Annotated in this window: 14 protein-coding genes and 1 tRNA gene; 9 read left to right on the forward strand and 6 right to left on the reverse strand. The window is 41.4% G+C overall.

Annotated features, from left to right (window positions below; genetic code table 11):
• Positions 1–56: 56 nt before the first annotated feature.
• Complete coding sequence (locus AC1D0K_RS25680) at positions 57–692, reverse strand: pyridoxamine 5'-phosphate oxidase family protein (RefSeq protein ID WP_477391520.1); 636 nt, start codon at positions 690–692, stop codon at positions 57–59.
• A gap of 80 nt (positions 693–772) precedes the next feature.
• Between AC1D0K_RS25680 and AC1D0K_RS25685 the strand changes: the two genes are divergently transcribed.
• Together AC1D0K_RS25685 and AC1D0K_RS25690 are read left to right on the forward strand one after the other, a co-directional pair.
• Positions 773–2,224 (forward strand): aminotransferase-like domain-containing protein, encoded by a 1,452-nt coding sequence (locus AC1D0K_RS25685; RefSeq protein ID WP_477391521.1) that lies wholly within the window; start codon positions 773–775, stop codon positions 2,222–2,224.
• Positions 2,225–2,424: 200 nt separating this feature from the next.
• Positions 2,425–3,006, forward strand: coding sequence for a porin family protein (locus AC1D0K_RS25690; protein WP_477391522.1), 582 nt, complete (start codon positions 2,425–2,427; stop codon positions 3,004–3,006).
• Positions 3,007–4,165: 1,159 nt separating this feature from the next.
• On the opposite strand, the gene AC1D0K_RS25695 is transcribed toward AC1D0K_RS25690, so the two are convergent.
• Positions 4,166–7,591, reverse strand: coding sequence for a ThuA domain-containing protein (locus AC1D0K_RS25695; RefSeq protein WP_477399667.1), 3,426 nt, complete (start codon positions 7,589–7,591; stop codon positions 4,166–4,168).
• A 253-nt stretch (positions 7,592–7,844) separates the two neighbouring features.
• On the opposite strand from AC1D0K_RS25695, the gene AC1D0K_RS25700 reads away from it, so the two are divergent.
• Positions 7,845–8,456, forward strand: coding sequence for a hypothetical protein (locus tag AC1D0K_RS25700; protein ID WP_477399665.1), 612 nt, complete (start codon positions 7,845–7,847; stop codon positions 8,454–8,456).
• Positions 8,457–8,467: 11 nt separating this feature from the next.
• Here the strand turns inward: AC1D0K_RS25700 and AC1D0K_RS25705 are convergent, their stop codons facing one another.
• Together AC1D0K_RS25705 and AC1D0K_RS25710 are read right to left on the reverse strand one after the other, a co-directional pair.
• Entirely contained in the window at positions 8,468–8,968 is a 501-nt protein-coding gene (locus AC1D0K_RS25705; protein WP_477441929.1) for a hypothetical protein, read from the reverse strand.
• 292 nt (positions 8,969–9,260) lie between these two features.
• A tRNA-Asp gene (locus tag AC1D0K_RS25710) sits at positions 9,261–9,372 on the reverse strand.
• A gap of 152 nt (positions 9,373–9,524) precedes the next feature.
• Between AC1D0K_RS25710 and AC1D0K_RS25715 the strand changes: the two genes are divergently transcribed.
• Entirely contained in the window at positions 9,525–10,001 is a 477-nt protein-coding gene (locus AC1D0K_RS25715) for an Lrp/AsnC ligand binding domain-containing protein (protein ID WP_076373882.1), read from the forward strand.
• A 391-nt stretch (positions 10,002–10,392) separates the two neighbouring features.
• Here AC1D0K_RS25715 and AC1D0K_RS25720 read toward each other — a convergent pair whose 3' ends face one another.
• Positions 10,393–11,109 carry a hypothetical protein gene (locus tag AC1D0K_RS25720; protein WP_295718298.1) on the reverse strand — a complete coding sequence of 239 codons (717 nt, stop codon included), beginning with the start codon at positions 11,107–11,109 and terminating at the stop codon, positions 10,393–10,395.
• 56 nt (positions 11,110–11,165) lie between these two features.
• Between AC1D0K_RS25720 and AC1D0K_RS25725 the strand changes: the two genes are divergently transcribed.
• Together AC1D0K_RS25725 and AC1D0K_RS25730 are read left to right on the forward strand one after the other, a co-directional pair.
• Positions 11,166–11,876, forward strand: a complete 711-nt coding sequence (locus AC1D0K_RS25725; RefSeq protein ID WP_477393521.1) for an SAM-dependent methyltransferase — start codon at positions 11,166–11,168, stop codon at positions 11,874–11,876.
• Positions 11,877–11,879: 3 nt separating this feature from the next.
• Positions 11,880–13,475 carry an FAD-dependent oxidoreductase gene (locus AC1D0K_RS25730; RefSeq protein ID WP_295718291.1) on the forward strand — a complete coding sequence of 532 codons (1,596 nt, stop codon included), beginning with the start codon at positions 11,880–11,882 and terminating at the stop codon, positions 13,473–13,475.
• Here AC1D0K_RS25730 and hflX read toward each other — a convergent pair.
• Positions 13,469–14,653: a GTPase HflX gene (gene hflX, locus AC1D0K_RS25735; protein WP_477393523.1), complete on the reverse strand. Its 1,185-nt coding sequence runs from the start codon at positions 14,651–14,653 to the stop codon at positions 13,469–13,471. The genes AC1D0K_RS25730 and hflX overlap by 7 nt on opposite strands.
• Before the next feature lie 192 nt (positions 14,654–14,845).
• Between hflX and AC1D0K_RS25740 the strand changes: the two genes are divergently transcribed.
• The 3 genes from AC1D0K_RS25740 to AC1D0K_RS25750 are packed head-to-tail and all read left to right on the forward strand — an operon-like array spanning position 14,846 to position 18,991.
• On the forward strand, positions 14,846–16,816 hold the full coding sequence (locus AC1D0K_RS25740) for a DUF3857 domain-containing protein (RefSeq protein WP_477393525.1): 1,971 nt from the start codon (positions 14,846–14,848) through the stop codon (positions 16,814–16,816).
• Between the two features lie 59 nt (positions 16,817–16,875).
• Positions 16,876–17,043: a hypothetical protein gene (locus tag AC1D0K_RS25745; protein ID WP_477393527.1), complete on the forward strand. Its 168-nt coding sequence runs from the start codon at positions 16,876–16,878 to the stop codon at positions 17,041–17,043.
• A gap of 7 nt (positions 17,044–17,050) precedes the next feature.
• Entirely contained in the window at positions 17,051–18,991 is a 1,941-nt protein-coding gene (locus tag AC1D0K_RS25750) for a DUF3857 domain-containing protein (protein WP_477393529.1), read from the forward strand.
• The last annotated feature ends 6 nt before the right edge of the window (positions 18,992–18,997 follow it).

An 18,997-nucleotide genomic window follows, 5' to 3' on the forward strand; every position in this document is an offset into this window, starting at 1 on the left:
TATAAAAAATACACGGCAGCAGAATTTAAAAATCAGGCCGAGCCTGATTTTTAAAACTAAATATGCACAAGATGAGATGGTAATGGCATTCCTTCGCTCAATTTGTCGGGTAAAGGGGGCATCCGTTTGGTTTGCAAGGGGATAAGGCCCGTCCATATCGGGAGGTTTAGGTCTTCATCATCGTCAACAGGCATTCCTGTACGGATCTTTGCCGAGGCTTCGTCAATTTTAAAGGCAAGCGCAGTTGTTTTGCGTACCTCGTTTTCTTGTATCGGGCGCAGGTAATCCCAGCTGCCGGGTACAATTTTATTGGTGAGCCATTTAAATGCTTCTATTTTGCTTGCCATGTCTTCCACTTTTTCGGCCTGTGCAAATATCACTACCGACCGGTAGTTAACTGAGTGATGAAACGCTGATTTAGCTATCACGAGCGCATCCATCAGTGTTACAGAGATACAAACCGGGATGCCTTTTTCAAGCTCGCGCATCAAGTGGCTGCCTACAGAACCATGTATATAAATACGATCCTCATACCTCACAAAGGCAGTGGGGATGGAATAAGGTTTATTTTCTGATGAATAGCTGATGGTACAGTACAACGCCTCATCAAGGATACCGTTAATGGTTTCGGGCTCGTAATTTGCCCTTTTAGCTGATCTGCTGGGAATAAGATGTGCTGCTGGAGTTGCCATAATTTTGTTTTTTTATAAAATTATGCGTTTATTGGATCACCATTGTCGCCCAATTTATACAAAAGTGGTAGTCCGGTTTTATGCAGGTATTTTCATCAAGCTTAATTGTAGATAAAGACGCGGTTTTACCGGTTTATATTCAGCTGGCAAACCAATTAATGGCTTTGGTAAAGGCCGGCACTTTAAAGGCGGGTCATAGGCTGCCTGGCACCCGGCAACTGGCAGCAGAGTTAAGCGTTCACCGTAAAACGGTTATCAGGGCGTATGACGAGTTGCTTGCACAGGGATGGCTGGAAAGCCGTACGGGCAGCGGCACATACGTAGCGGCGCATTTGCCGGTATCTAAACCTCAAAAGTTGTTAAGTGATACACATGATGTTGCTAAAGTAGCCGGGTTCAGCGTTAAAATGGCGCCCCATCTTCAACGTAAAATAGCCGATCTGAACATCGAACTGCATCTTGATGATGGTTTTCCGGATGTGCGTATCGCGCCAGTGCTTGATATTTCAAGGGCTTATCGTACACAACTTTTAACCGGAAACCCCTATACCCGCTTAGGCTATGCAGACCCAAAGGGCTCGATATGGTTGCGGGAGGAACTGGCGGCGTATTTAAATATTACACGGGGACTAAGGGTTACACCGGCCAATATCCTTATTGTGCGCGGCACAGTAATGGGCTTGCACCTGGCCTGTGCTGGTTTGCTGGAGCGCGGAGATACCGTTGTAACAGCCGAACCGGGCTGGGCCGGGGCCGAAACTAATTTTTTGCAGGCCGGGGCAAGCCTTTTAAAAATACCTGTTGATGAATACGGCATAGATATCGATATGCTTGATGAGCTATGCCGTAAGCAGCCCGTGCGGATGGTGTATGTAACATCGCATCATCATTACCCTACTACGGTGGCGTTGCGGGCAGATAGGCGGATCCGTCTACTTTTACTGGCACAAAAGCATGGCTTCATTATTTTTGAGGATGATTACGATTATGATTTTCATTATCAAAACAAACCCCTGATGCCGCTGGCCAGCGGCGATGATGCGGGTATGGTGTTGTATTGCGGTTCTTTTTCAAAAACAATATCGCCGGCTATAAGGGTTGGGTATTTGGTTGGCCCCGAAAATGTTATTGAACACCTTTCACAATTACGCCGAACCATTGACCGGCAAGGCGATACGATGCTTGAAAATGCCATGGCCGAGCTATTGCAAAATGGCATTATTCAACGGCACCTACGTAAATCATTGCGGATGTACCAGGAACGGAGGGATATTTTTTGCGGACTGATGGGTGATTTCCTTAAAAACTATGTTGATTTTAAAGTGCCTGATGGCGGCATGGCCGTATGGACACATTTTGATCGTAGCATTAACCTGCCCGATCTGGCTCAGGGTGCATTAAAAAAAGGACTCTACTTCCAGGGCGAAAATAATCTGTCGGCCCCTAATTTTACCCGGTTGGGCTTTGCATCCTCAACACCTGCAGAACTGGAGCGTTGTGTAGAAATACTGGCAAAACTACTTGCAAAATGACAAGCGGCAAGGCCATGCTGATTTATTTTTATCTCCTTATAAAAATTACGCTTAAGCAACGTTTATAAACTTGGCGCGTCAATTGATAGGCAATAATAAGGCTATCAATAGGGCCAATTTTATAAACTATCTATGTTTAATAATGGGGTTTGTGCTATTGATGTATAAAAAACAGCTATACCCCACTAAAATTAAAAATTATGAAAAAGTATTTATTGAGTGCAGCATTACTGATAGCGGTAAGCATCAGTGCAAAAGCACAGTTTTCTTTAGGCGTTAAAGGTGGCGTCAATTTTTCAAAAATCAATACCGATAATTTAAGGGAATCAACCCTCACAGGTTACCAGGCTGGGTTATTTGCCCGGATAGGCAATGGCCTTTATTTGCAGCCAGAGCTTTATTTAAGCGGAACTGGCGGTAAATTCAGTGCTAATAATAATGGCACCGACTACAGCGGAAAAGTAAGATTCACTAACCTGAATGTTCCACTTTTGGTTGGTAAATCCTTTGGTGCAAAGGATTTGAATTTTCGCGTTATGGCCGGTCCTATATACACGTACCAGTTAAATAAGAGCGAAAGTTTTTCAAATAATTTTAACAATGCTTACCAGGATTTTGGTAACTATAACAAAAGTACTTTAGGTTTCCAGGCCGGGGCAGGTGTTGATATCGGTGCTATAACTGCCGATCTGCGTTACGAAGGTGGTTTATCAAAAGTAAATTCAAATTACGGTCAGCGCCAAAACCTTTGGGCTTTAAGTGTGGGCTTTAAAATATTTTAAGAGGAGCTGAAGGTTGTTTGTGAGGACAGTTAGATGTCCGGAAGAAATAAAAGCAGGGGCAATGTGCGATTCCTTCCTCGGGGAAGGGGAGGTAGGGGTTAAATCAGGCGTTCAAGTACCGCTGCAGGCGGCATGTCGGCGAGACCCCTCCCTGCCATTGCGCACATTTCAGTCGCACCCCTCCCGTTGGGAGGGAATTAAAAAGCACTTCCCAAAGCCTAAGCAAGAACACAAACAACAGTTTTAAATAAAAAAATCCCGACAGGTTAGCTTGTCGGGATTTTTTTGTATTTGGTAAGTCGGATGTCCGGAAGGATAAAAGGCCGGGCAATGTGCGATTCCTTCCTCGGGGAAGGGGAGGTAGGGGTTAAATCAGGCGTTCAAGTACCGTTGCAGATGGCATGTGGGCGAAACCCCTCCCTGCCATTGCGCACATTTCAGCCGCACCCCTCCCGTTGGGAGGGAATTAAAAAAGTCTTCCCAAAACCTATAGCAGACACACAAAGCCAACTGTTGAATAATACAAAAAATCCCGACAAGCTAACTTGTCGGGATTTTTTGTATTTGGTAAGTCGGATGTCGGGAAGAAATAAAAGCAGGGGCAATGTGCGATTCCTTCCTCGGGGAAGGGGAGGTAGGGGTTAAATCAGGCGTTCAAGTACCGTTGCAGACGGCATGTCGGCGAAACCCCTCCCTGCCATTGCGCACATTTCAGCCGCACCCCTCCCGTTGGGAGTGAATTAAAAAGCACTTCCCAAAGCCTAAGCAAGAACACAAACAACAGTTTTAAACACAAAAAATACCGACAAGCTAACCTGTCGGGATTTTTTGTGTTTGGTAAGTTGGATGTTCGGAAGGATAAAAGGCCGGGCAATGTGCGATTCCTTCCTCGGGGAAGGGGAGGTAGGGGTTAAATCAGGCGTTCAAGTACCGTTGCAGACGGCATGTCGGCGAAACCCCTCCCTGCCATTGCGCACATTTCAGCCGCACCCCTCCCATTGGGAGGGAATTAAAAACCACTTCCCAAAGCCTAAGCAAGAACACAAACAACAGTTTTAAATACAAAAAATCCCGACAAGCTAACCTGTCGGGATTTTTTTATTTGAAACTTTTCTTTTTAAACCCTCTTTGCCTCAGCAGAGGGTCCGGGGCTAAAGTTTTATTTAGCGCTAAATATTAAACCTGTAACACCTGCCTGCATGGCAACAGGTTTTATTGGTTTGTAAATAAAATATAGCTGATGCATTTTGCCATCGGTAACCGGGCTAACGGTTATATGGGCAATGCCCGCTTTTTGATCTTTAGCTGGTGTTGGTAAGCCGCCTTTACCTATCAACTTACCATCTGGTGCATCCATCCTCAACTCAAAATTAAGGCCGATTGTTGGCGCTATCTGCCAAAAAGTAGTCATATTTACCGATTTAACACCAGTAAGATCAATGTTATCAACCGCAAACCAGCCCTCATTTTGTGGGAGGATAAGCAGGTTAATGCCATTGAATTTAAACGCGGTAAAGCCATTAAACTTCTCTGCGCCGGTAAATGTATAGTTGCTGCTGTTTAAAGTAGCTACACCTGCACCGGTTAATGCTTTGATGGCACCGGTTGCATCATCGGTGTATTTGGCCGATAATACCAGGGTAGCAGCAGGCTGTTTACCCGGATCTGGCATAATGACGCCTGACGGAGGTAAGGATTTCTTCTGGTTGTTTTTATTGCTTAATGACATTACCCAGGTGATGATCTGCTCCAGGTCGCCTTTTTTAATGTTCGGGTGGGCAGACATTGCCGTTTCGCCCCAAACACCAGCGCCGCCTTTAATTACTTTTTGGCTAAGCGTGTTCATGGCATCAGGATCTTTCTGGTATTTGGTGCTTACATCAGTAAACGCAGGCCCAATTGATTTGCCCACTTCCTTATGGCAGCTTTTGCAATCCATAGTAAGCATCAGGGTTTTGCCGCTGTTTTCTGGCGCTGTCTGTTCCAGTTTAGATGCTTCTATTGGTTTCTTATATCCGTCTATATAATCCACATTAACGATGATGCGTTTAGGATCAATCTTTTTAGTATCTGCGCCATCGGTTACAGTTACGGCGTAACTTAACGGAGAGCCCGGAAGATAGAATGATTTATTACCACCAACTAATTTTACTGTTACCTGTGGCTGCTCGTTTCCGGCATAGATATTTACCGGCGAACTTTTGCTCACAGCACCCTGGCTGTCTTTTGCTTCCACAGTAATTTTGTAATCACCTGGTTTGGTGTAAGTATAATCAAGTTGCGGAGCATCAGTTTCTTTGGTAGTTCCATCACCTAACGTCCATTTATAGGTAATTTTATCACCTTCGGGATCTTTAGCCTGTGTAGTAAGTTTAACAGCAAACGGCAAAAGCCCAGATGTTTTATCCACTTTTAAATTGGATATAGACGGCGGCCTGTTGCCTGCGATGTAGTCAATCCGTATTAAACCGGCATCCGGGTTATGGGTAAACCAGCCGCTTCCATACTCTAAGCCATACAGTCTTCCATCCGGCCCAACTTCCATATCAATCATAGAATTTGCTTTCAGACCCGGGAAAAATGGCTCCATTTTATCAAAATCACCTTCTGGTGTAAGGCTAACAGCTTTTATCCAGCCGCGCATCCACTCATAAGCTAAAAATTTGCCATTGTAATAATCAGGCAAGCGGGTTTCGGCAGGGAACATATCGGTATAATAAACCGGGCCTGCCATGGCGTTACGGCCACCTGAACCTACTTGCGGAAAATCGGCCGATGCCCCATAAGGGTACCATATAAATGCCGGTTGTGCAGGTGGCAAATCAGTTAAACCGGTATTGTTACGTGAGTTATTTACCGGGTGTTTAGGATCAAATGCTGGTCCGGATTTGCCGGTAGCGTAATCATAAACATGGTAAGGCTTGTTGTTGCCAACAAAATATGGCCAGCCAAAATTACCGGCTTTGCGGGCTTGGTTTATCTCATCATAACCCATTGGGCCACGGTTGTCAAGGCTATCATTATGCGCATCCGGGCCAACTTCTCCCCAGTATAAGTTTCCATTTTTCTGATCTACAGAGATGCGGTAAGGGTTTCTATCGCCCATAACATAAATTTCGGGGCGTGTTTTTGGCGTGCCTTTAGGGAACAGGTTTCCTTCGGGGATATCATAAGTGCCATCGTCCTTTAATTTTATACGCATGATTTTACCACGCAGATCGTTTGTGTTACCAGCCGAGCGGCGGGCATCAAACTGCAGGTGACCCGGTCTGTCATCCAAAGGAGCATAGCCGCTGGTTACGTATTTTTGTCCTTTTTCATCAAAAGGAGTAGAGTTATCACCGGCTGAGAAAAACAGGATCTTATCAGGACCCGGTCCAAAAGCGATGGAACCACCGGTATGGCAGCAAATTTCGCGCTGGGCTTTTACTTCCAGTATTACCTTCTCGGTTTTTTTATCAAGTGTATCGTTCTTAAATGTAAACCTCGATAGGCGGTTCACTGAGCTATCGGCCGGGCTATAGTAAATATAAACCCAGTTGTTATTGGCAAAGTCGGGATCTTTAGCCAGCCCAAGCATACCTTCTTCGGCGTTTACGCCTGGTGTGTGCAGTGTTTTGTAGTACACATCAAAAAAACCCACCTGTTTAACTTTTTGAGTTTCGTGATTGTACCGCATGATTTCGCCGCGGCGCTGTACCACTAAAATATCGAGGTTGGGCAAAACGGTCATTTCCGTAGGCTCAAAAAACTGACCGGTTGAAAGCTGAGTTTTAGAAAAACGGTCTTCATCTGGCGGCAATTGTGATTTTGCTTTGGAGTAATCGAGTTCTTTATTTTCGCCAATGGTATATTTGATACCGGCAAGCAGCATTTTTAGGTAGTTATCATCTTTATAGCTTTCTTCGGTATGCCCCATAGCGGTGTAAAACGCACGACCGCCATCAAAATCATGGTACCAGGTTGCAGGGTGTAAGCCCATTCTCTTACCTCCCTTATAGGTACTTTCATCAAGCGTGATCAACACGTGAACATCGGGGGCAAGGGCCTTTTTAAAGCTATAAAACTCATCTGTACGTTTCCATACTTTGGGCAGGTGTTTGGTAGCATCATTAGTAGCATCCACTACGTTATAGGTGCCTGGCTGCACATTAGGATTTTTATCGTGAATGCCCGGGTGGTCATAAAACCAATCGCCCATGAGGCGGCCGTACCATCCCCAGTCATATTCGGTATCCGCTGCGGCATGTACGCCTACATAACCACCGCCAGCTTGTATATAGCGTTCAAACGCGGCTTCCTGGCGGTAATCCAGCACATCTCCGGTAGTGCTTAAAAAAATAACAGTCGAATATTTTTTAAGGGTGTCCTCATTAAACATTGCTGGGTTTTTGGTGGTGTCTACCTCAATGCCATTTTCTTTGCCCATTTTTTGGATGGCTGCAATACCGGCATCTATTGATGTATGGTGGTAGCCCATGGTTTTTGAAAATACAAGCACGCGGGGTTTGCCTGGTCGGGCTTTGTTACATGAAAAGTAAGTGCAGCTGAGTGCTACAAGGACCAATAGGGCGATTTTCTTCATATTGATTAAATATGGGTTTGGTTAATTGGATTTAGATATTGGTATTCCGGAGCTATTTCTGCAATTGATACAATCGATTGGCAGTTTCCAAATTTATAATAAAATATTGAAGTGTCAATACCAATGTGTTAAAATGACACAGTAATATTTGTAATACAAACTGTTACACAACTATGACATATTAATAAAAGTAGATTGCTTGTTTAATCAATCATGGGTTTTCTTACTACTTTTACTAAAGAATATAATACCTATGGCCAATAAACAGCTTATCCAAAAAACCTTGTCTTCAAAAAAGGAAGTGAATATCAGGGAAGATCATTTGGCCGTGCATAACAAAAACCTGCAGGAGGATATAGAATACATTATAAAATTTGAAGAGCTTGGTTTTGATACTGTTAAAAGAAAAGTAAAAACGGCCAATATTCCATTTTATTTTTTCCTGGGTTTTACCGCTTTGAATATTTATTTGATGGTAGCCACCTATATTAACAATGGTACCCTGGCCGAGCAAATGATATGGATTATGGGCTTTGTATTTTTTGCGTCATTTATGATATACTCTTTAACCCAGCGTAATAAGCAGGTAATTTACCTTAGTGGAGGTAAAAAGGTTTTAGAGTTATTTAGTACAAAGCCCGATAAGCAAACTGTTTTGGATTTTATTGATGAGGTGCATGAGGCTGTGCGTACTTATTATAAAAAAAAGCACCTCAATTTTGATTTTGACACACCTTTTGAAACAAAAAATGCAACATTGAAATGGCTAAAAGAAATTGAAGTTATAACAGAAAATGAATTTGATGTATTAATTGCCAGCTACAAAGCAGAGAATATTATCGGCTTTAAATGGAATAACAATTAATTATTAAGAGGTTAATTAATAATTCTTTTCATTTTTAAAAAGAACAGAACGCCCATAAAAACAAGACCAAATTCCATAATGCCGGCTCCGAATAGTTTATCGATATCTCCTTTTATATAAATGGGTTTGTCATTTTGATCAATAAACTGAATAAACCTGTTTATATTATTGTTTGAAGTTATAATGGGTTCCGTGTAATATATTGTAACAAGCTGCCCGGGGTGTAACCTATCAATAACTTCAAATTTTGGTGAAAAGTCGCCGCTTTCATGTCCCACAAAAACTTCAAAAATCTGCTTGTTGCCGTTTATTTGCAGATAGCGCCTATTTCCCTCATCTTTGAAGTCGGCATTTTGGTATTGTTTAGAGAACAAAGTTAAAACGCCCTTTAGTTTAAGTAGCTGCGTTTTTGGCTTAGCTGCATTTAAATAAAGTAGCAGCGCGAAAGTCACTATCCCAAGCATGATGATCTCTGCAATCCAAAAAATGGGGGGATTTTTATCGTATTTCATGTAATGGGCTTCCAAAAGCTTGTGCCGAAAATAAAAATTATAATTAACAGGAATGATTAGTTTGGAACAAAAAGCCTTTAAAACAGCAAAGCCCCTGATGGGCAGGGGCCTTTACTAACCAATTATAAACCTAAATTATGAGAAGAGCTGTAGGAGAAGGAGTCGAACCTCCACGGAGTGGTTATTTTTATTGCTAAAAGTTTCCCAAATTCTCCGCCACCGCGACAAGGAGGTGTGTCTGCCAAAAATTTCACCATCCTACAGTATATAAATCCCGTCTTTCATGGATTTGCTGTTGGGGAAGGATTCGAACCTCCACAGAGTAGTTAGCCCGCTTCGGGTTTTCTATGATCTCCGCCACCGGGACAAGGAGGTGTGTCTGCCAAAAATTTCACCACCCAACATTGTTTTTGTTTTAAAGAACGATTAGCATTTTGTCATTTGCTTGATACAAATCTAATAGACCTATCAATTCCTTGCAAATATTTCAACAAAAATATTTTATTTTTATTCAAATTTTAATTAAACTTGTATTTCAATATAGATATTCAAATTTATGTCCCACAGAAAAGCTCAAAATTTAGAAATTGATAATCTCGATATACAGATTTTATCAATATTGATGAAAAATGCTACCACTCCATACACTGAGATAGCTAAAGAGTTGATAGTTTCTGGCGGAACCATACACGTGCGGATGAAAAAGTTGGAGGAGATGGGTGTAATTAAGGGAGCCAGTTTGGAGGTAGATCCGCAAAAATTAGGGTACGATATCACTGCTTTTTTGGGCATTTATCTGGAAAAAGGCTCGCAATATAACGAGGCTGTAAAACAGTTAAAAACTATAAAAGAGATAGTTGAGTTGCATTATACCACCGGCGAGTGGAGTATTTTTGCCAAAATTGTATGTCATGATACCACGCACCTGCGCGAAGTTTTAAACGAGCAGATTCAGGGTGTTAAAGGCATTCAACGTACGGAAACCTTTATTTCATTAGAAGAAAGTATAAGGAGGCAGATCACTTTGGAATAAACTTTACTTAAAGATTTTAATGATTTTTTAAGAAAGGCTGTTATGTTGAGTTTGAGCTTAGCGTAATGGTCTTTTTTTGTGCGGAGTGAATTGTCTGAACCGAAATTTTTTGAATTGAGGAATAACGGAATTTAATTTTAAGCTGTTTTTAGAGGCTGTTTGAGTTTGATACATTAATTTTTTTTATACTTCTAATGAAGTATATATCCGCGTGTGATTGCGAGGTACGAAGCAATCTCCAAGCTGCACAGAGGGGATTTACAAGGTCGATCTACCTGTGTAGAGATTGTTTCTTTTGTTAGACCAAAGGGCAATGACGATCTATTTATTTAAAGAGCCTCTTAGGAAATTCTGTTAATTAAAAAAAATCGTTTAATTCCGGTTCAGACTGCTACGCTGCCTTTGATATATATTTCACCAGGCTCCTTTTGGCCACCGGCAATAATGTTTGCTCCAGAGGGAAAGTGATATCGCTGTGTACATAATATACTGCCGGGTTGGGCATAAACTTATCGCGCTTTAGTAAATTCAGCTTAATAGCTTCGGGCGTATTAACAATGCTATGCTCATAGGTATCAATGAAAGTTACGTTGATGCCCCGGTATTTATCGTCCTTACCCTCAAAAATAGTGATCTGGTATTCATAGATCCAGCCGGTACGTTCCTTGCCGTTACGTAAAGAGAAATAGCCATGAAAGGGCATCAGTGGCATGATACCTACCGGATTGATATTAAGGTGACTTTCTACAAAATCATAAATTTCTTTGCCTGTTTGTATTGCCGGGTTCATTTTTGACATAGCATAGGAGATGATCATTTCTATCTCCTGCATGCTTTGATCGTCCTGAATTATTTTTTGGTACGTAAGCTTTACGGCATCAATATCTGCCTGGGTTAATCGCTGCGGAAAAGCCTGCTGCATCAGGGATTTGTTCTTTTTAAAATCTACCAGGTTATTGTAATGAAATATCAGGTCGGCAAGGTTGGGGTATAACTTGCTTTTATCAAAATGACGATTAATTTCCTGTAAATAATTAAGCAGGAGATACTTTTTATGCTCAAAATCAATGTATCCCTCAATAAACCAGTTAACACCTAATGGTTTCATATTTTTCAAGCTCCTTTCAATAGCTTAAATTAAACAAAAAACACCAACTTTGCAATATGCCCTATGGAACCCTTTATTTAATACCCGTACCGCTTGCCGAAGAAGCGGCAGCTAAATCATTTACACCTTATTTGGTTGATACCATTAATAGTATCAAAGAATATATTGTGGAGAATGAGAAAACCGCCCGCAAGTTTTTAAAAGAGGCCGGATTAAAAACCCCGCAAAGCGAACTCGTAATTCATGATTATAGTAAGTATAGTCGTGATACTGGCACAGCCGATTTTTTTAAAGGTTTACAGGCCGGTAACGATGTAGGCCTCATGAGCGAAGCCGGTTGCCCAGGTATTGCTGATCCCGGCGCCGAAATTGTTGATAAAGCCCACCGCATGGGTATAAAAGTTGTGCCGTTGGTTGGCCCAAGCTCTATTTTGCTGGCGCTGATGGCTTCGGGATTTAACGGGCAAAGCTTTACCTTTAACGGTTACCTGCCAATTGACAAAGTGCTTCGCAGCAAAAAGATCAAAGAGCTGGAAGGCCTGGCCACCAGGCTTGATCAAACACAGATATTTATTGAAACGCCTTTCCGTAATAATTCATTACTGGAAGAAATATTGAAAACGGCATCGCCTAAAACAAAACTGTGTATAGCTACTGACCTTACCGCCGCTACCGAGTTTGTGCAAACAAAAACCATTATGGAATGGCAAAAAAAGGTGCCCGAGCTGCATAAGCGCCCAACTATTTTTTTACTTTTTCATGGATAGTTAATGACCATTACGCAGCAACATACCAGCGTGGTGATAGTAGGTGCGGGGCCATCGGGATTAATGATGGCAGCCCAGCTATTGCGTTATGGTGTGCAGCCCGTAATTATTGATAGTAAGCAAGGCCCAACTGATAAGTCCAAAGCGTTGGCGGTTCAAGCCCGTTCGATGGAAATTTTCAGGCAGATGGGGCTTATCGATAGGGTCATTGCTGACAGCAAGGCCGTTGCGGGAGCAGTTATTAACCAGGAGGGGCTTGAAATGGCATCATTAGCCCTTGATGGCATCGGCGAAGGAGTAACTGCCTTTCCATACATTTATATGTATCAGCAAAGTAAAACGGAGCGCCTCCTGCTTGATTATTTAACGCTGAACTGCTGTCCCGTTTATTGGGATACTACCTTTATAAGTGTTGACCAGGATAAGTCAAAAGTAACCCTGCAGCTGCAAACCGGTGATGAAACGCAAACATTAACATGCGACTGGCTGATAGCTGCCGATGGCGCTCGCAGCCCAATCCGCAAACAATTACAATTGCCCTTCAACGGCGATACCTACCAACATCAGTTTTATGTAGCCGATGTTAAAATAGAAAATGTTTTGGGTGATAAAGTGAATCTTTATTTATCAAAAAAGGGATTCGCCGCTTTTTTCCTGATGCCCGAAGAGCACTATTGCCGCATTGTTGGCAACCTGCCCGATGCGTTTGATAACCGCGAGGACATACAAATGGAAGATGTATTGCCTTACCTGGATGGTATAACAGGGGCGGGCGTAAAAATAGAGCACACCAACTGGTTTGCTACTTATAAACTGCATCACCGCATGGCGGGTAAATTTAGAGATCATCGGTGCTTTTTAATAGGCGATGCAGCGCATATTCATTCGCCGGTTGGTGGGCAGGGAATGAATACAGGTTTGCAGGATGCTTATAACCTGGCCTGGAAATTGGCCGGTGTTGTTAATAATCAGCTTAAAGAATCAATTTTGGAAAGCTATGCCACCGAACGGATGCCGGTGGCCCGGGAATTATTGAATACTACCGACCGGATTTTTAAAATGATCCTCTCCCGTAACTGGTTTGTAAACTTATTTAAGAAATGGCTGTTGCCGGTAGTGCTAAAAAATGCCTGGAGCAAGCCCGGATCAAGACAAACATTTTTTAAGCGGATATCGCAAACGGGTATTAGTTATCGCGATAGCAAGATCAATCTTAACCTGAGCCATGCCACCAAAATAAAAGCTGGCGACAGGTTGCCTTACCTCAAAGTATTCGACGAAAAAAAACAACTGGAAACCGATTTGCATGAATGGTGCGCAAAACCCGGCTTTACCATGATTGCCATTGGTAAATTGCAGGAGATTGACCTGTTTACCCTCGCCAAATGGATCACGCAGAAATATCCTTCCAATCTTAATTTTTTTTACCTGCCGCCTTCAGCCAGAAACCAGCAGGTATTTGATGTTTTTGAGATCAGGGAAAACCAGAAAAAAGCACTTATCATTCGGCCCGATATGCATATCGGTTTTATCAATGATGTAATTGATATTGAAATGATGGATAATTACCTGCGTAATATAGTTGGCTTTAATCAATAAAGCAGCTGATCATACGGAAATCTACTGGTATGTATAACTTTTACTTCTTCATAAAGCAAGCTCCTGAATTCTTCCACGTTTTCTTTTTTTGTGGCTGATATAAATATGGCTGGGCTGTTGTTTTTGGCCATCCAGCTATGTTTAAAATCATCAAGGGTAAGCGGTTCTGCCTGCTGGTCTAACTGATGCTGCTCGGGTTTAAAGGCATCTATTTTGTTAAATACCGTGATCATTTTTTTATCAATAGCACCAATATCTTTCAGGGTTTCATTAACCGTGCGAATCTGATCTTCAAAGTTGGGGTGCGAAACATCAACAACATGTACTAAAATATCAGCCTCGCGCACTTCATCCAGGGTCGATTTAAAACACTCCACCAAATGGTGAGGCAACTTGCGAATGAACCCTACTGTATCAGATAGCAGGAAAGGCACATTTTCAATTACTACTTTACGTACCGTGGTATCAAGTGTTGCAAATAGCTTATTTTCGGCAAAAACATCTGATTTGGATATCATATTCATGATGGTTGATTTGCCCACGTTGGTATAACCTACCAAAGCAGCACGCACCATCTGGGTTCTGTTTTTGCGTTGTGTTTCGTTCTGTTTATCAATCAGCTTTAACTTATCTTTTAACAGCGATATTTTATCCAGGATCAAACGCCTGTCGGTTTCAATTTGCGATTCACCTGGTCCGCGCATACCAATACCACCCTTTTGGCGCTCAAGGTGAGTCCATAAACGGGTAAGGCGGGGTAATAAATATTGTAGCTGTGCAAGTTCAACCTGGCTTTTGGCTTGCGCGGTTTGCGCGCGGTTTGCAAAAATATCCAGGATCAGGTTATTACGATCAAGGATCTTAACCTGCAATTCCCGCTCAATATTGCGTAATTGCGATGGGGTAAGCTCATCATCAAAAACAACCATATCAATTTCTTCCTCTATTACAAAAGCTTTGATATCCTCCAGCCTGCCAGAGCCTACAAAAGTTGACCTATCCGGTCGTTGCAGTTTCTGGGTAAAGGTTTTCACGGTTTCGCCCCCGGCAGTCATCACTAAAAACTCCAGTTCCTCTAAATATTCCTTATTCTGCTCATTAGTTACATGAGGTGTCATCACGCCAACCAAAACAGCTTTTTCCTGCTTCACAGCAGTATCATAAAATTTTTGCTTCATTAACTATGGTTTATCAATCAAAGTGCCAGTTTACTAATATATACACAAACCGGTATACTTTGTGCCAAAATAGCATGTATAATATAATCTGGGAACAGGCAGCTATATAAAATTGGTTAACAATGCCCTTTTTATAAAATGTTTATACTTATTGTTATATTAGACCACCGTTACTTCCCTTATCACATTAATATGAACAAATTTTTTACTCTCCTGGCGCCTGTATTATTTGCGTTTACTGCACATGCGCAAACTACGCCTACCATTATGCCCTTTGGCAAAATTGATAACGCCGATCTTGAAATGACCAAATGCGATTTTGAGCCCGATGCCAATGCAGAAGTACTTTTTAATAAAGGCGACGTTTATTACGACGGCGTATTTACCATCCAGGGCGAGTATCATAAACGGATCAAAATATTTAACGATAATGGTAAGGATGAAGCCAACATCCGTATTGAGTATTATGGGGGCAACCGGTTGGAGTATGTTAATGATATACAAGCCGAGACCATTAATATAGTTAATGGCAAACCCGAAATTACAAAGCTTGATAAAAAGCTCATTTACACGCAAAACATTGATAAGGTACGCAGTGCCATAGTTTTCTCGATGCCAAATGTAAAAGCCGGCTCTGTTATTGAATATAAATATAAGTATCATACAGAATCCATCAGCAATTTTCCGTCCTGGGATTTTCAGCAAAAAATACCTGTACGATACAGTGAGTTGGATACAGCTATTCCTGATCTGTTATATTTTAGGGAAATAAGCCACATTTGGCAATCCTATTTTAAATCTGAGCACTCCAGCGAACCCCGAAGTACTGGCGGCGGCGGCAATGCGTTGACATATAATGAAGAAAAGCGAAAAAGGATATTGGTAAATATTCCATCGCTGCATGATGAGCCTTATATGAGTTCATACGCCGATAATTTGATGTCATTGCATTTTAATCTTACCTCAATAAAATCAAGCTATGGCTTCATGAAATCCTATTCAGATACATGGGCAAAGGTTGGTGGCATAATTGCCGATGATGAAGATTTTGGCGGCCAGCTTAAAAGAAAACTAACAGGCGAGGAGCTGATTATTAATAAAGCCAAAGCCTTAAAAACCGATGATGAAAAGATAGCCTTTGTATTTAACCAGGTTAAAAACGCGATGAAATGGGATGGTATAGACAGATGGTATACTACCGACGGTACATACCGTGCCTGGGAAAAGAAAACCGGCAACTCGGCCGAAGTTAACCTGATTTTATACCACCTGCTGAAGCAATCGGGAGTAAAAGCATACCCGATGATAGTGAGTACGCGCGAGCATGGAAGGGTTGATGGATACAATACTTCATTATCGCAGTTTAACCGGGCTGTTGTTTATGTGCCTGTTGATACCGTTAAAGAATATATTCTGGATGCTACCGGCAAATATAATTTGTATAACGAAACGCCTGATGTTTTGCTTAACTCATCGGGTTTATATATTGATAAGGCTACAGATCAATATGATATCGTTTTTATAACTAAGGAAGCGCCGGTAAGGCAGGTAGTTATTGTAACCGCCGATATTTTGCCCGAAAGCAAAATAACAGGTACCGCGGATATCAGCAGCTTTAGCTACAATAAAATAAACAGCACCCAGCGCTATAAAACGGACGGTGAAAAAAAATACACCGATTTTATACGCGATAATGACAACAACCTTAAAATATCATCCATAAAAATGAATAATTTGGAGATTGATACGTTGCCATTGACGCAAAATATAACCTTCAACCTGGAGCTAACCGGATCAGACGGGACCTATATTTACTTTAACCCCAATTTATTTACTACCATGCGCACCAACCCGTTTTTGAGCGAAAACCGGGCTACCGATATTGATTTTGGATATCTGAACCGGTATGAGCTAATGGGCAATTATAAAATGCCGGCCGGTTATAAAGCCGAGGCCCTTCCCAAAAACGTGCGCATCATTATGCCAGATCAAAGTATCAGCTTTAAGCGTTTTGTTGCCGAGCAGGATGGTTATATATCCGTGAGGTATGTTATTGATCATAATAAAGCGCATTATGCAAAAGATGATTATGCCGACGTAAGGCAGTTTTATAAGCAAATGCACGAGATGCTTAACGAGCAAATTGTATTAAAAAAGATATAAGGTACTAAAGTTGAAGTGGTTTTTTAATAAAAGAGATACTGTCAATACCTGATGGAACTATGGTTTTTAAACGTTTTGTTGCCGAACAGGATGGCTCAATCATGGTGCGCTTTACCATCGGTCATAAAAAATCATTGTATTTCAAGGAGAATTACCCGGAGTTCCGTGAGTTTTGTAAAAAGATGTATGATATGCTTAACGAGCAAATAGTACTTAAAAAGGGCTGATAAAATTATGTTTACTAAATATTATACCCGGCTGCTGTTAACCACAGCAGCCTTATGCGCATTATACAACCAAAGCTATAGCCAGGATAAAAACATCCCTAAAGAGTTGTATGTGGCTGCAAGTATTCCTGACTCGTTAAAGGAGGATGCAAATTCTGTTGTTAGGTACTCCAGTGAAGAGGCCGTTGTAAAAGGACCCGGAAAAATGCTGATTAAGCATCACAGTATAGTAACCATCTTAAATGAAAAGGATGATAGTGAAGCTATAATGGAGATGGGTTACAATAAAAAGTATGATTCTTATAGCGATATTGAGATGAATATTTTTGATGCAACAGGTAAGCAGATAAAAAAATACCGCAAAAGTGATATGTACGATGGTTCTGCAGCTAATGATGAAACCATGGTTACAAACGAAAGGTTTTTAGCTGTCAGGCACGCTATTGCTGCCTATCCAATAACAATTGAGAAAATTTACGAAGAGGACGAGAGCAGCTTTATCGGTTTAGATACCTGGTATATCCAGGATCAGGTTGAGCAGTCTGTTCAGGTTTCGTCTTATAAAATTTCAGTTAACCCCTCTGTTGGGCTCCGGTTTAAAAATACCAACACAAAGATCAAACCCGAAAAAGGGAATGCTGATGGTTTAGAGACTTATTCGTGGAGCGTTAAAAATTTAAAGGCCATTAAAAAGGAAGAGAATGTTTTATCTTGGACCATTTTGCCAAAAATTTCGTTCGCTGCAAGTTCATTTGATTGCTATGGCTACCCCGGCGATTTTAGTAGCTGGCAGTCTTTTGGTAACTGGATTAAATCATTATATAGTGATGCCTGTGTATTAAGCCCTGAGCGTACTGCAGAGATAAAAAAAATGACCGATACGATAAAGACGGATAAAGATAAAGCCCGTTTTTTATACAATTACATGCAAAAGAGCATGCGCTATGTAGGCATTCAATTAGGAATAGGCGGATATAAACCTTTTCCTGCAAGCTTTGTAGATCAAAAAAAATATGGTGATTGTAAGGCTTTATCTAATTACATGCGGGCCTTGCTTAAAGCCGTTAATATTGATTCTTATTATACTGTAATAAGATCTGCCACTAATAGCGAGCCTATTGATGTCTCTTTTCCGGCTAATACGTTTAACCATGCTGTTTTATGCATTCCTTTTAAAAATGATACTACATGGTTGGAATGTACAAGTAATACAAGGGCTTTTGGAAAGCTAGACCCATCCACACAAAACACAAAAGCTTTAATAGTAACAGAAAATGGCGGCAGACTGATAAATACCCCCAAAGGTGTAGCTGCCGATAATCAGTTTAACAGCGAAGTTCATATTGTATTGGATGCCGATGGGGGAGCTAAAGCGCAGTTAAAGATATTTAGTACCGGGATCTACCGGTCTGATTATATCGGTGTTGAGGCCCTAAAAACCGATGAGCAAAAAGAGTATATCATTCGGGACCTTAAAATGAAACAGCCCTCGGTATTTGATTTTAAGCCATCAACAGATAAAGACGGCATAAAAGAAGTGGAGATTAACCTGGAATATGATAAATTTTGTGACATAGCAACGGGCGATAAGCAGTTTTATAGGCCATGTGTATTTTCCCTATGGCAAAAAACAGTGCCTATTCAGGAAAAGCGGAAAAATGATTTTTACTTTACCGCTCCCTTGCAAAAATCATGCGTAACCACAATTGATCTTCCGGCCGGATTTGAAGTAGAAACGCTGCCAACTAACCAAACTTTGAAATTTAGCTATGGCACCTATGATGTAAAATATGTTTACGATGCGGCCAAAAATCAGGTAACAAGTACGGCTAAATTTAACCTTACAGATTACATCATGCCTGCAGCAAAATACACCGAATTACAGGTATACCTTGATGCTGTGGTTAAAGCGCAAAATAAAAAACTGGTGATACACCGCAAAGCGTAAATTTGC

The organism is Mucilaginibacter sp. P1_A3 (assembly GCF_056406855.1).